The following is a 14591-nucleotide window of genomic DNA, read 5'->3' as shown; positions in this document are numbered from 1 at the left end:
TTTTGTTTGAAAAAAGAAGGGGAATTTCACCCCTGATTTTTTGTGCGGGTAGAGGGACTCGAACCCCCACGGGTCTCCCCACCAGATCCTAAGTCTGGCGCGTATACCAATTCCGCCATACCCGCTACTCTCATAAACAATATAGGAACACAAGGCGTTTTTTTCCAAATGATCATTGGCGCAAAAGATGGTTTTCAGCATTTCTAAACAGTATGGAGTTTTGTCGGAACAGAAACGGATTGCCTCCTTCGTCGTTGCATATACAATTCGCTTAAAACCTAAAAGCGCTTTCTGTTTGTTGTCTTACCTTTGGTAAACCGTTTCTTTAACCAATCAAAACGTATATGGAAACCAATGTAAAAAAGTTCTTCATCGTTCTTGTGGCCCTACTTGGCTTTACGGGAATACTACAAGCCCAAAGTCCATATGCCGATAGCAACAAGGCAGGCATGTTGGATGGTGGAAAAATGTGGACTTTCGATAACCCGCCACTTACTTATTTTCGGGATACCTATGGATTTAATCCCGACGCCGCTTGGTTCGAAAAGGCAAGGCTTGGGGCGCTACGTTTCGCTACTTATTGTTCCGCTTCGTTTGTTTCGCCTAATGGCCTCGTAATGACCAATCATCACTGCGCCCGCGAGAGCCTCGTTAAGGTTAGTGGGGGGTCTGGTATGGTTGAAAAAGGATTTGTAGCAAAAATGGGTAAAGAAGAGGTGAAAGTGCCTGACCTGTTTGTTGAACAACTAATTGAAATTAAGGACGTTACCGACCGAGTTAATGCTGCCGGTTCTAGTGCAGCCAATGACGCCGCCCGAGATCAGGCAAAATCACAAGCAGCCTTGCAATTGGAAAAAGACCTTAGCGCAAGTGCGGGAGAAGGGCGTCGTGTTCAGGTAATTCGTATGTATAGTGGTGCAAAATACACCGCTTATACATTTCAAAAATATGATGATATTCGTCTGGTGATGGCGCCAGAATTGGACATCGCTTATTTTGGAGGAGATGCTGATAACTTCACGTTCCCACGGTTCAACTTAGACATGGCCTTTTTCCGGGCCTATGGAAAAGATGGTAAGCCTTTAGCAACACCCAATCATTTCCCCTTCTCGAAAAATGGGACCAAAGCCGGAGACGCGGTCTTTACGCTGGGTAATCCGGGAACCACGAATCGCTTACAAACGGTTTCCATCTTAGAATACCGCCGCGATATTGCCATGCCTGCGCAAGTAGGTCTCTTCAAAGACGGTCTAGCCGTATTGAAAAAATATTGGGATCCAAATGACGAAGAAAAAATGGACGAATATTTTGGATACTCTAACAGTTGGAAAGCCCTTAATGGTCGCCTCGCTGGTATGCGGGATCCGGTACTTTTAGACCGTAAGCGGGATGCGGAAGCCCAGATGCTAGCAGCCATTAACAATTCGGAGGCACTAAAGGCCAAGTACGGGTCTCTTATCTCTGATATTGCGGCCATTCAGCAGCAAAAGCGCGAACAAGGTCCGTACATTGCGGGATTATATGGGGTCGCAAACGGCTTCCCCTTTGAATCTAATCTGATGAAACGGGCGTTCTTAGGCACTACGTACAAGACCACGAACAATGCACAGCTTAAAGCAGCGTTGGATGGCTTGAAAGATGAAAACCCTAAAATGGAAGAAGAATTGCTGACCATCCGGTTTGCAATGATGGAAAAATGGCTTGGCCGAGATCATGCACTGGTGAAAGTTGCTGGGATGACTACGGGGGTTTCTCCTGCCGAGGCTGCTCGTAAGATGCTGGCCGCTTCTAAATTGGCCACAAGCTCCGGATTTGCTGAAGAAATGGGTGGAGACTGGGCAAAAAGCAGCGACCCTGCTGTGGTTTTGGGACGAGCACTTGGCGAAGCATTTATAGCCTTCACAGGTAAATTAGGCCCACTCAATGCACGTGAACGTGAGCTACTTGGCCAACTTGCAAACGCCAAATTTGGCATTTACGGCACTGCAATCCCACCAGATGCAACGTTCTCGCTGCGAATTTCCGACGGTGTGGTATCGAGTTATGAATACAATGGAACCACAGCAGCGCCTTATACCACCTTTTACGGATTAATGGACCGCTACCATAGTATGGATGGCAAAGGCGAATGGAAACTTCCGGCAAGGTGGCAAAAACTTCCTGCCGACCTAGATTTGGCTACACCATTTAACTTCGTTTCTACGAACGACATCATTGGTGGGAACTCTGGTTCCCCGTTGGTCAATACAAACCTAGAAGTGGTGGGCTTGGCTTTTGACAGCAACATAGAAGGTCTTCCCGGTGAGTTTATCTATGTGAATACCTCCAATAGGACGGTATCAGTGGACTCTCGCGCCATGGTTGAGTCTTTAGATAAGATATTTGATTTAGATCGGATTGCACAGGAACTTCGTACCGGAAAATATTTCGATACCGAAGCCGCTGCCGATGCTTCTATGCGTGTAGGGGTAAAACAAACACAAAAAGATAAAAAGAAATAAACGACTATACAGGCTTCATAGCCTCTTGGTTGAAGTTAAGGCGGGTGTTATGCTTACATCCGCCTTATATTTTTAAGGCTGCTTTGATCCATGGAAAATCATCTACCGAAGCAAGGGGGTGTACTCCTTGAATCTGTTGTTGCATGATGCCAAATACTGGTTTCTTTAGCTGTACGGCCAATTCTAGTGCATGGTATTCTGGTGTATGTGCTTCTGGTTGGGTGAACAAACAAACGTTTGCAGTGGCAGCAACCAGTTTGGCGCGTTCAAATTCGTCGTGTTCATAAGGGCCATGTTGCATGGGGAACGAAGAAACCATCAGGCCACCTTGCCGAACCGATGCCATCGCTTGCGACCGTATGTTGTTGTTGACACGTGATAGGCCGCTACTCGCCCACATAACCGATGGATGCCCAGAAGTTGAGCAAATTTTATGTACTACAGTGTCAAAACCCGTCTGTAGGCCAGCCATAAGGACCAGATTTTCTTGAAGCAAAAAGCGAACAACATCTTGTGCCAGCTCAAAATGATGTGATTCAAGATTGGGGCGGCCAAAAAGGCCAATGAGGGGCTGATTTAGCAAAGCCACATTACCATATCCATACAAAATATTAGGTTTAGGGCTGCCTTCAAGCATTTCAAGTCTTACTGGCCAAGTGGGTGTATCCCAAGAAAATAGCTCCACCTGCATGTTAAAAAGCCGAGAAACACGATCATAAGCCGCCGCAAGTTCAGGCTCAAAAAAGGCACGATCTTTAAGTTTGCGTATCAGGTTTTCTCGATTGGCAACGCCTTTTAATCGGATATATGCTTGTTCGTATGGCATGTTTAAAAGTGCCGAATACGAAGGAAAAGCCTTCACTACTTTTCGGGCGCTTATCCGACCAATGCCCTCCAAGCCTTCTAACGATAATATCCACGAAAGCCGATTCTTTTTATCTTCAAGACTTGATTCGTTCATTGTATATTCATATTTTAGTAAACATCTTGATTATAAACCTCACCCGATCCCATTGAAAACGATCCTATTATTCGATCAACTTGAGGGCAACTACCTGTTCCTTAAAGATTTGGTGTCTTCGTCTGACGCTGAAGAAATCAAACTTGACTGGACTTCTTCTTTTCGTGAAGCCTTGAATGCACTGGAACAAGGCTTATATGACCTCTACCTGCTCAGCTATGAAAGTGGAGGGTTGCAACTGCTTCATGCTGCACGTAAAGATAAAGAAAGAATTCCCGCTTTGCTAATCCAACGCTATAACGACGAAAGGATGGTACAGCGGGTTCATGACTTAGGGGCACTTGGGTGTTTGTCTATGGATGGCATTAGGTTACAACCGCTCCGCTCTTTGCTCCACACTAGTTTGCGTCAGGCAGATGCCATTAGGGCGGTGTCGGAAGGAGACGAACGGCTACGTCTTGCCCTGAAAGCGGCCAGAATGGTGGCTTGGGATTGGGATGTACCAAAAGATGAGTTACGCTATTCGTCCGAACCATCCATGGTCACTGGACGTATCTCTTATGGATTAAGGCATAAATTTATAACGTTTCTCTCTTATGTCCACGAAGAAGATCGTGAAGCCGTAAACCAATCTATCCAAAATATACTGGTTTGGGGTTCGGACTATGATTTTGAATACCGCATTCGGGCATCGGATGGTAAAGTGCGGTGGGTACGTTCTGTTGCTAAGGTTTTCAGAAGTGCGGAAGGCGATCCGTTGCGCATGACTGGAATTGTGATGGATGTGACCGAGAAGAGGGAAGCGGCAAATCAGATTTTGCGCATGAATGAACTTCTCGAAGCCCGTGTACAATCACGTACTGCTGAATTAGAAGCTTCGAATAAAGAATTAGAAGCATTTGCCTACTCTGTTTCACACGATTTAAGGGTGCCACTTCAGGCAATTTATGGGTTTCTTGAGATTTTGATGCAAGGGCGGGCTAATGAAGAAAAACAGCAGGAATATCTGCAAAAAGTAAAACGGAATGCGGAACGTATGAATGCCTTGATTGATGACTTGCTGGCTCTTTCACGGGTTACGCGCACTAAATTGGAGCAAGATTGGATTGATCTATCCGAGATGGTGAAAAGTATTCATCGGGATATTCAATTTTCTGCCAAAGGTCGCTGGGTTCACTTAGATGTTCAAGAATCCATCGGGGGTAGATGCGACGCCAGTATGATCAAAATCGCTTTGGAGAATCTAATAGGCAATGCGTGGAAATATACTGGCAAGACCTTGGATCCATTCATCATTTTTGGGACCTTTCATATAGAAGATAAAATGGTCTATTTTGTGAAAGACAATGGAGATGGCTTTGATCGGCGTGCTGCCGACAAATTGTTTCAACCTTTTCAACGTTTCCATACCGAAAGGCAGTTTACCGGCACGGGCGTGGGGTTGGCCACCGTTGAGCGGGTTATTACCCGTCATGGCGGGGAAATTGATTCGTTTTCGGAACCGGGAAAAGGTGCGAGTTTCTTTTTTACGCTTCACGAAGCCCTTCCGGACCGCTCCAAAATAAAGGGTGCGTTGGATAAAATATCTCCTGTCATTGAATTGGCTTAGTAGTATGGGAAATAAACAAACGGGTGACCAGGGCGAGGAAGTTGCCGAAGCGTTCCTTCATAAAAAAGGATTCCAGATTCTCCACCGGAATTATCGCGTGGGACATTTAGAACTGGATTTGGTTTGCCGCTCTCCAGATGCCCTTTTTTTGGTCTTTGTGGAAGTTAAGACCCGTAGAACGGTTCAGTTTGGCCATCCTGCCGAGGCCATTGGATCCGTGAAACGGGATCGTTTGATTCGGGCTGCTGAATTATATCTGCACCTCCATCGTTTGGAAGAGACGAGATGTCGCTTCGACGTTGTTTCCATTGTCATGCAGAAAGGGCAAGCGGTTCAAATTGAGCACTATGAAGATGCCTTTTGGGCAAATTAAACCCCGTATGTATCAACAACTTTCCATTCCCTTTGGCGTCGTTAAGGCCAACGAAATGAATGTACCCATGATTTTGGTGCATGGAGGCGCTTGGGATATTCCTTTCGGTGAGACGAGGATGCACGAAGAAGGCATGAGGATGGCTTTGGATCGTGGTAGAAGACTGTTATTGCAAAACAAAAAATGTACATCGGTTGTTCGGGAAGTCATAACCTTGCTGGAACGACACCCAGCCTTCGATGCTGGCATTGGGGCTGTGTTTAATAGAGATGGAGAAGTGGAATTAGATGCTGGGATTATGTGTGGCGAAACAGCTGCATACGGAGCCGTAGCTGGTGTCAAAACCATACAACATCCTATCCAAGTGGCCTTTCGACTGATGGAAGAGGGGCGGGGACAAAATCGGTTTTTGGTTGCGGAAGGCGCAGAACGTTTCGCAGCCGCCAATGGTTTTCATCCGGTTAAGCCAGATTATTTTCACACAGTCCGCGAGCAGAGAAGATATGAACAACTGCTCCTCGATACCAGTTTTCATACCAGTACTGCTTTTTCGGGAAATGCAATGCCTCGTGGAACAGTAGGATGTGTGGTTCGTGATGCATTTGGCAACTTGGCAGCTGGTACTTCTACGGGAGGAGCGCCGTTCACCCTTGCTGGTCGGGTAGGCGATTCTCCTATCCCAGGAGCAGGCTTTTTTGCTGACGAACTGGTGGCGTGTAGTGCTACAGGTTGGGGAGAAGGTATTTTGGGGGTACAGCTAAGTAGTCGGATAGCTTTTCAGGTTTCCGCCCAACAACCTCTTGCCGAAGCCGCAGTACAAGCATTACGACACCTCTTCCAAAAACATCAGAAGGGGCAAAAGATTGAGGCAACTGCTGGCATCATTATATTGGATCGCTACGGAAACGGTGCATGGGCCTATTCAACCCCACGAATGGCAAGAGGAGGTTGGCAGAAGCAAGGAGCCATTTGGACCGCTATTTGAGCCGCTTCTCACAAAAAAAGGCCGGATTTTGTGTGTTCCAGCCTCTCCGAAATGCAATATCATTTTAGGCACAAAAGTCGTCTCGGAACCGCTCAGAAAATCCGTTTAATAGGGATTTGACCCGCTCTAAATCCGTTGCACGGACAATTAAACCAGCATGATAACGGTTGTCATGCATCCGCCAGACGATTTCGGGGTCGGTATAAGCACTATAATCCGGATGTTCTACTTTAGATAGGGTAATCAGGATACCGCCGTATTCTTTTCTGATTTTTGGAAGCTGATATTGCTCATCCTCGTGCAAACATTCCAACTTCCCCCATTCTTCCCATAGATTAATCCCCGCAGAAGCTTCGATCATATCGGCAATGTGTGCACCACCGACACGGGCAGCGGTTTCTAAAAAATAAAATTCGCCATCTGCATGTGCTCTGATAAACTCGGTATGGGCAACGCCATTTTTAAGCCCCATTGTTTTCTGAATGGTCTTGTTGTATTCGCGCAGGGTCTTGTCCACCTCACTTTTGTATAAGACATTATGACTACAGAAAACCCCACCGCCTTGTGTTACGGCCAAAGGTGGGTTCTCGTATTGGTGTACCAATTGAAAAATGGCTTTACCGTTTACAAAAATAGAATCCACATGGAAAATGTCTCCCGGAATAAATTGCTCAATCAGAAAGTTCGATTGTTCATCGCCAAGGCTGTGGATAACGGCCCATAATTCCTCGGTGGTATAAACCTTTTTAATTCCCATAGAACCCGCTTCCGAACGAGGTTTCACAACCCACGGACCTGGAACACGGCTTGCAAAATCGGTCACGGTTTGATAATGTAGGGCATGGATGAACGGTGGAACCAAAATATGGTGGGCTTGTGCCCGTTCGCGCATGGCCAACTTGTCGCGAAAGAAGCGGGTTTGGGTTGTGCCCAATCCTGGAATACGAAGGTGCTCCCGGAGTTCAGCCGCTTTCTCGACATCTAAATCATCGAGCGGAACAATTTTGTCTAACTTCTCTCTTCTGGCTAAATGACTGACGCCTTTAATCACATCCGGCATGTGCCATTTATGATTGTCGTCTGCGATATAAAAAACATCGTCAATAGATGCCCAGGGCCAGGGTTCGTTTTTGATAGAGAGTGAGGTCAGCAACAAGACGCGCCAGCCCTGCGCTTTTGCTGCTTGAATAAAGCGTGCGCCCTTAAAATAACTGGCCACACAAAGAATGGTTTTTTGGTGCATGAAGGTGCGTGTTGGGTATGATAAATAAAAAGGATAGGGTTGTTTTAAGCAAAAATTGGGGTCAAAAAAACAATATTTAAGGGGTCGCCGGATCTGTTTTCTGAAAAACGGATTTTAAAAAACGCATGACAAACAAGTTGTTCCAATACCAATTATGCTCTGCGGCGGGATCAAAGGGAACGGATTTCCAGCCGACCGGGATGTTTTTGTCTTGGAGCATTTGTAAAAAATACTCACATCGTTCGCGGTTCCCGCGCATCCCATCAAAGGGGGTACTGGCTACCCAGAAGGTGATTTTGCGTAATTTTTCGAGTTTTTCCCCATTAGACTCCAAAATAAGATCGGTAGGATTCCATTGATGCATCAGTTTTGCATCTCTTGGGGAACCCAATGCGGCATCAAATAGGCGTGCAGACCGCCAAACGCCGTCTTCCGGCTCAGGGTATCGTGGGTCGTTTTGATCCGGCCACATCATCGTACCGTCGTATATCCCGACATGGTGGAAAAAAGTGGGCACACGTGCCGCAATCATGCTCACCGTATAACCGCCCAGTGAAAACCCAGCACCAAGGCGAAGCCCTTTTTTGCTCAAAGGCCATCGGGTTTCCACATAGGGAAACAATTCCTGCGTCATATACTCCCAGAATTTCCCAGTTCCCAGCCCTTTTAATCCTCGTTCCCATTTCCCTGCCATATCAATTCCCAAAGAAGGGACATGATTGTTATTGCTATTGAGGCCTGGTAGAATGGCAATGACAGGCGGAAGGATACCCGCTACAATCAACTGATCCAACAGCTCAATGGTAGTAACCATTTTACGCGAGCCGTCTTCCGACATGTTTACATATTCACGTTCATGGCCCCTAAATAAATACAGCAACGAGGTCTCCTGAGGGTACATCGGATGGCCGTAATAGGGCGGCTCATAAACATAAAAATTTTTATACACCCGCAGCGCATTGGATTTTAGCCGGATGGTTTTTAGGCTGCCGTGCAAGTGCTGTCGGTGGCGGGTGAGTATTTCTTCTTCGGTCATACACAGAGGATTGAGGGTATCTATGAAGCGTAAAGGGTGACTTGGTGTATCTCGATAATTTAGTAAGTTGGTTTCTTTGATGGTGAAAGCCAACACCTTTGCCCACTCCTTTTTGCCCATACAAACAAAATGGCTACACAATTTCCCCCAAAGGCCTCATACCTCTTGCAAGATTTGGGGCCGAAGTGCCAAAATGGCATTCCGGAGGAAGTTGGGTAAAACGCTGTTATAGGTCTTTAGTAAATAATTCGGATCGTATAAATGGCTCATTATCCGTTGGTACTTGGCTTCCCCAAAGTTTTCTTTTATGGCCTGTTGGCGTTCAGGTTGAATAAAGTGCCAAGCCATGCCAGGCGGGTCTGCTTCGGGATGAAATTGTACCCCTATCATTTCGGGGGTAATCCGAATGCCCATTACAGCACGCTCTAAGGGGACATGTGGACGTTCTTGTTCAATGCACAATATTTCTGCTCCCAAACCTGCAAGGCGTTCCCAATCAGGCTGAATCACTTGCCATTTCCGGAAGTCTGCAATGTAGAAAGGGTCATCGAGCCCTTCAAAAATGACTTCCCTTTTTCCGGCCTCGGTGAGCGAACAGGAGAAAATACCAAATGACTCTCCTTTTCGTGGGACAACTTTCGCCAGTTTGAAAAACCGAACGGCCATTTGGAAGGAATGACAAATAAAAAAGACATGCTTCCGGGCTTCTGGCTCATGGTCTAAATTGTAGGCCCATACATCTCGTATCCATTCAAAATATTTTTCCTCCCAGTCGGTTCCTTCTCCGTCATAAGGACTTCCGGGACCGCCGGACGAGATATAAATGTCATAAGAAAGATCCGGTACTTCGTTACGGGCACGAACATCAAAAATGTCATAATCCAATAGAACATTTTCTATTTCACCGGACTGTAGCTTGACCATCGTCCGGATGCAGTTCAATCCCAAATTGGGATGATTGTTGTTCATGTCCAGTATCGCCACCCGGAGGGGCTTTGTACTGAGGGACTCCATATCGTTTTGTTTAAATGCAAGGAGGATTCGGGGCGGGCCAATCCAATAAACCTACATAAAAGCAGGGCATACAGGCAAGCCGTACGCCCTTAATTCTCCACGAATCAATCGGATGTTAATTTGGATCCCATAAAAAGGGTTTCCATTTTAACTATACCGTAGGATAAAGGTGGGCAGCGACCCTGCACCAGCGGTGACATTCGCTAAATTTGAAGATGAAATACGGGTTAGGCACCCTCCCATGAGTGGGCCGTTCACATAGGGATCCAAGTCCACAACCACAGGAACCATCTTCCATTCCTTTTCGACAAACATGAGGTATGGTTCACGATGAATATCCACCACTTCTTGTACGACATATGGACCATTTGTGATGGCGTCATGAATCGCATCGTCCCACTCGCTCTGGCTTGCCGAGAAGCCGAGGGTGACGCCTTTGCCACCATATTCATCATTGGGTTTAATAACGAAGAATTGCTTATTGGCGCGAACAAATGGAACCAAATCTATGGGTAGCCCACGGAATTTGGTCTTACGTTCTTTGAGGATACGGGTCCAAGGAATATGTTGACGAATGGCTTCTGCTTGTTCGATGGTAAGCACACGGGTGTAGGACTCGTCGGTGAGGAATTCAAAAATAGATTTTTTATGCACCAACTTAGACCGGAATGTGTTTAGGTAGCACGTTTTTTGTTGACGATACCCTTCGAGATAATTTTTGCAGTCATCTTTGATATCATAATATTCATTCATCAATAAACGACGATAAAGAATGTCAATTTTACGGCCATTTGCATAAATCCAACCATCTTTGATGTCTAAATCTTTGGGATGAGCAATCTCGCAAGGAAAGCCCATTCGTTCCAGATAAGCTTTGGTCAGGTTAAACTCATGAATAGTGGGGACATCTAAGTGGTCCACAATACAGAACGTAGGCCGTTCTTCGGTACCGTCGAATTCCTCGTGGTATGCCCGCAACATCGCTTGAATGGTATGTTCTAATGGCGATATATAACGAACGGGAAATTGTTTCTCGAAAGCGCTAAAAATGGGAAGTTTTTTGTAAACCTTGTGCAAATGATGGTTATACGCCAGCCCAGCAGGGCTTTCTCCATTCAACTCCACAAATTTAAACCCGTGCTCGGTCACAAACGAATCCATGCGCGAAAGCACTGAAAAACGTGCAATTTTGGTTGGAATCGCGGCCAGTTCTATTTCCCAATCCTCCATGCACAAAATGTTTTTGAGGATGTGTTCGTCATTGAAAAAAGCTCTTGCAATACTAATTACGGCCTGCCGGAAGAGATAAATGACATCCTGCATTCGCGTATAAGTACTCTCGGTAATGAAGGCAGGGCGTAAAGTGGTGGTGAGGGGACGGTCTCCGAACAGGGTTTCTTCCTGTTGTTGCAAATCAGCCAAGAGGGTGAGTTGTGCTTCAGCCGAAGCAAGATCAGCGGAAATAAGCCCGTGATAGTGGTTGATGGCTTCGTATAACCGTTGTTGCATGGGACTGGTGGTCGCTTTAAATGGTTAAAAAATAAGCGGGGGCTTGGAGCCCCCTTCCAATAATTAGAAACCTTTCTTGTCTAAGGCTTTTCCAGGGGAAAACGCAAGAGGCTTACGCTTGTGGCTCAAGACCTTTTCGGCCATAAACTCGGCCATATGGGTCACAATCCATTCAAAGTTTTCGTGACCGACCGAGTGGTAGTCACCATCTGGTGCTGGATTCATAAAGTCAATCGCATACGGAATACCGTCCCGAACCGCAAATTCGACCGTATTAAGGTCGTACCCCAAGGCATTACACAGCGCCAATACATCCCTTTCTAAACGCGCATGTAGGTCTGGTGCAATAGGCTCCTGTGGTACATCTTTGTACCTTAAATGATGCGGCGCTCCAGGGTTATACCGCATGATGTGTACTTTTTTCCTGCCTACACCATAACAGCGGAAATATTCGGTAAATTCAATTCCTTCTTGGTACATCATGCAGTCTGTGCCAGACGCATTGTATGCAGTAAAAAATTCTTCGGGATTGTTGACCTTGGTAACACCACGCCAACCACCGCCGTCGTGTGGCTTCATAAAGGCTGGAAATCCAACATAATCAAATACCTTTTGCCAATCCAATGGATAGTTAAGGTTGCGGAAAGAGGTGGTCTGCGTATTGGGCGGATGTTGGTTGTGGGGGAGAATGACTGTTCGGGGAACGGCAACCCCAACTTGTTGGGCAACAAAATTATTGATAAACTTATCGTCGGCACTCCACCAAAATGGATTATTAATAACGTAGGTACCTTTTATGGCCGTTGCCTTTAGATACGAGCGGTAAAAAGGGACTTCGTGGGAAATACGATCGAGGATTAGGTCGTAAGCCGGCGCTTCATCCTGTGAAAAGGCGTCTAAATTACAAAACTCGGCAACCACGCCACGGTCCCCATAATGTTCGTTGATATAGGGGATTAACGCGTCCGGAAAGGTGGTTTCCATTCCACGTAAAATGCCAATTTTTTTTGGAACAGAGGAAATTGATTTTTTTGCCATGACCAAGTGTGTAGGGTGAGTAGTTCAAAGTTGCATCTGATGATATATGAAGTAGATGCCAATGGGCGCGTGAAGGTTGCCCTATTTTCCATATTACAACCTCTTTTGTCTCCCTGCAAGCCCTAATCCGGATGTTTTTTAAAGATTTTGGCCAAAAGCGTGAAAAAATATACGAGGCAGAAGCATACATCGAGGAAAACGAATAGGAAAAATTATGCTTGTGTTTTGAGAGGATACTTAGTAGCTTCTAGTTATTGTCTCATTTATTGCTTGTTATGAAAAACAATTCACGCCTATTCATTGGACTTGTAATGGCCGTTTTTGCTTTGATCTCTTATTTTGGATCGAGTAGCTACAACCCTGTAACAGGGGAAAAACAGCATGTTAGTATCACGCCAGATCAGGAAATTGCCTTAGGATTACAGGCAAAGCCCAGTTTGGTACAGGAATATGGTGGTGTCCACCCCGATGCACGTCTCCGGCAGTTGGTGGAGCATGTTGGGAAAAGGCTTTTGGAACGTTCCGAAGCCAGAAAAACCGATTGGAACTTTGAGTTCACATTGCTTGCAGACCCCCAAACCATCAATGCCTTTGCATTACCAGGGGGGCAGGTGTTTATTACCTATGCCCTTTTGAGTCGCCTTCAAACCGAAGGACAGCTGGCAGGCGTGCTTGGTCATGAAATTGCCCATGTTATTGCAAGGCATGGTGCACAACAAATGGCGAAAGAAGACCTAACTGGGGGATTATTGGGAGCGGTTTCGGTGGCGTCGGGTAGTGCTGGGGCCGACCAAATTGCACAGCAGGTGGCCATGATGGTCAATATGAAATATGGCCGTAATGATGAACTGGAGTCGGATAAATTAGGGGTGCGGTTTATGGCGGATGCAGGCTATAACCCCAATTCAATGGCCAGTGTCATGGAAATTCTAAAAGCTGCTGCCGGACCAAATCGTCAACCTGAATTTGCATCTACACATCCAGATCCGGATAATCGGGTTGTGCGGATTCAGGAGGAAATCCGAAAAAAATTTCCCAATGGTGTTCCCGCAAATCTTCAACCTTGATAAGGGATGATTTACTTTAATATTAAATCATTAGAGATGTTTTTATACTTCAAAAATTTTGTTAGGAAGTCTTAAATAATAGTTGATTTATTTCTTTGTCAGAAAGGTGTAATTTTTTTATTAAAATATTTAAGTATTCACTGCTTTTGTATAATGGATAGTCGGTGCCAAAAACAATTCTTTTAAATCCTATTTTTCGGGTATATTCAGCTAATTCAATGAATTCACTTTCTGTTAGTTGTTTAACGCCTTCTGCGTCTTTATCCAATGCAACCGCAGAAATATCAAACTTTATGTTTTGACGTGCAATGGGGTGATTTATGTTGAAAAGCGCGATAAATGTATCCAATACTTCTTTGGTTTTTGGGCTAAATCCTCCAGAAGTGCCAAAGTGGGCGATCTGGATATCCACAAAATCAAGTTTTGCGAGAACAGAATCTGCCAAAATTTGAACATCTGTTTTACCAAATTTCCGATGGCCATTATCAAAGTGCATTAGAATAGGTATTTTTTGATCTGAGGCATACTGGAAAAGGGCTTTAACCTTTTGAAGGTGTTCAGGCTCTGTTAAATATACTTGTGAAGCATTATGATGGATTTTAATCCCATCTAATTTTAGTATGTTATAACATCTTTTAATTTCTTCTAATGCAAATTCCGACAAAGGATCAATTCCAAAAAATGCTTTAATCCTATTTTTGTATTTACTTTTAGAGTAAGCAAGAAAATCATTTTCTTCACGAAATTTTTGGATGATATTTTGCGTGCCACCCCCAAATTCTTGTGAAGAATAAACATATGCCATAGAGATCAGGTTGATTTTTTCGGCACCAGAGGTCGTCATGATGGTATCTATGTCTGAATAAAAAGCCTCCTTCTTTGAAAAAGGAATGCCCATACTTTTCCAAAGAGCGATCAGTTGAGGGCTCATCAGGTGGACGTGGCCATCTGAGATGTGTTGATGATGGACTATAGCGATTTGAGGCTCTTTTGAGGGTGTGCAAGAAAAGAGCAGAAATGATAAAAATAGAAAGAGGTGTTTCATGTTATATAGTGATGTATTTAAGATGTTTGGAAATTAGTTTGGGTATTGGCAATAAAAAAACTCTCGGTAGTTAAAAACCTACTGGAATTATGCTTAAGAGTAATAGATACGCAAAGACCGTTTGGTATTTAATAAGACACGGTTACCGGTTGCGTACCTTCCTTTATGAAAGATGACATATCCGTTAAAATCAAGTACCTACGTCTTATG

At 45.1% G+C, this 14591-nt stretch carries 12 protein-coding genes and 1 tRNA gene; 5 read left to right on the top strand and 8 right to left on the bottom strand.

From position 1 onward, the window contains the following. Window positions 1–43: 43 nt before the first annotated feature. Window positions 44–125 (bottom strand) — tRNA-Leu (locus JNN12_13870). Between the two features lie 219 nt (window positions 126–344). On the opposite strand from JNN12_13870, the gene JNN12_13865 reads away from it, so the two are divergent. Next, on the top strand, window positions 345–2501 hold the full coding sequence (locus tag JNN12_13865; GenBank protein ID MBL7979422.1) for a S46 family peptidase: 2157 nt from the start codon (window positions 345–347) through the stop codon (window positions 2499–2501). Window positions 2502–2565: 64 nt separating this feature from the next. On the opposite strand, the gene JNN12_13860 is transcribed toward JNN12_13865, so the two are convergent. Then, window positions 2566–3462 carry a DNA-processing protein DprA gene (locus JNN12_13860; GenBank protein ID MBL7979421.1) on the bottom strand — a complete coding sequence of 299 codons (897 nt, stop codon included), beginning with the start codon at window positions 3460–3462 and terminating at the stop codon, window positions 2566–2568. Between the two features lie 52 nt (window positions 3463–3514). Here JNN12_13860 and JNN12_13855 point away from each other — a divergent pair, with 52 nt between their 5' ends. The 3 genes from JNN12_13855 to JNN12_13845 are packed head-to-tail and all read left to right on the top strand — an operon-like array spanning window position 3515 to window position 6429. After that, window positions 3515–5071 (top strand): PAS domain-containing protein, encoded by a 1557-nt coding sequence (locus JNN12_13855; protein MBL7979420.1) that lies wholly within the window; start codon window positions 3515–3517, stop codon window positions 5069–5071. 4 nt (window positions 5072–5075) lie between these two features. Then, window positions 5076–5444: a YraN family protein gene (locus JNN12_13850; GenBank protein MBL7979419.1), complete on the top strand. Its 369-nt coding sequence runs from the start codon at window positions 5076–5078 to the stop codon at window positions 5442–5444. 7 nt (window positions 5445–5451) lie between these two features. Next, entirely contained in the window at window positions 5452–6429 is a 978-nt protein-coding gene (locus tag JNN12_13845) for an isoaspartyl peptidase/L-asparaginase (protein ID MBL7979418.1), read from the top strand. Window positions 6430–6493: 64 nt separating this feature from the next. Here JNN12_13845 and JNN12_13840 read toward each other — a convergent pair whose 3' ends face one another. From JNN12_13840 to JNN12_13820, 5 genes are all read right to left on the bottom strand, one after another. Then, a complete protein-coding gene (locus JNN12_13840) occupies window positions 6494–7672 on the bottom strand; it encodes an ATP-grasp domain-containing protein (protein MBL7979417.1) in 1179 nt (392 codons plus the stop codon). Between the two features lie 76 nt (window positions 7673–7748). Next, entirely contained in the window at window positions 7749–8708 is a 960-nt protein-coding gene (locus JNN12_13835) for a hypothetical protein (protein MBL7979416.1), read from the bottom strand. 156 nt (window positions 8709–8864) lie between these two features. Beyond that, the gene (locus JNN12_13830) at window positions 8865–9722 is read right to left on the bottom strand and encodes a hypothetical protein (protein MBL7979415.1); all 858 of its coding nucleotides are present in this window, start codon (window positions 9720–9722) and stop codon (window positions 8865–8867) included. Window positions 9723–9869: 147 nt separating this feature from the next. Further along, entirely contained in the window at window positions 9870–11231 is a 1362-nt protein-coding gene (locus JNN12_13825; GenBank protein ID MBL7979414.1) for a hypothetical protein, read from the bottom strand. A 63-nt stretch (window positions 11232–11294) separates the two neighbouring features. Next, on the bottom strand, window positions 11295–12269 hold the full coding sequence (locus JNN12_13820) for a hypothetical protein (protein ID MBL7979413.1): 975 nt from the start codon (window positions 12267–12269) through the stop codon (window positions 11295–11297). 275 nt (window positions 12270–12544) lie between these two features. On the opposite strand from JNN12_13820, the gene JNN12_13815 reads away from it, so the two are divergent. Further along, window positions 12545–13336 (top strand): M48 family metalloprotease, encoded by a 792-nt coding sequence (locus JNN12_13815; protein MBL7979412.1) that lies wholly within the window; start codon window positions 12545–12547, stop codon window positions 13334–13336. A gap of 61 nt (window positions 13337–13397) precedes the next feature. Here the strand turns inward: JNN12_13815 and JNN12_13810 are convergent, their stop codons facing one another. Further along, window positions 13398–14381 carry an amidohydrolase family protein gene (locus JNN12_13810; protein ID MBL7979411.1) on the bottom strand — a complete coding sequence of 328 codons (984 nt, stop codon included), beginning with the start codon at window positions 14379–14381 and terminating at the stop codon, window positions 13398–13400. Window positions 14382–14591: the final 210 nt, after the last annotated feature.

Source organism: Bacteroidetes Order II. bacterium (assembly GCA_016788705.1).
Lineage (GTDB): Bacteria > Bacteroidota > Rhodothermia > Rhodothermales > UBA2364 > UBA2364.
This window is presented reverse-complemented; position numbering and strand designations above follow the sequence as displayed.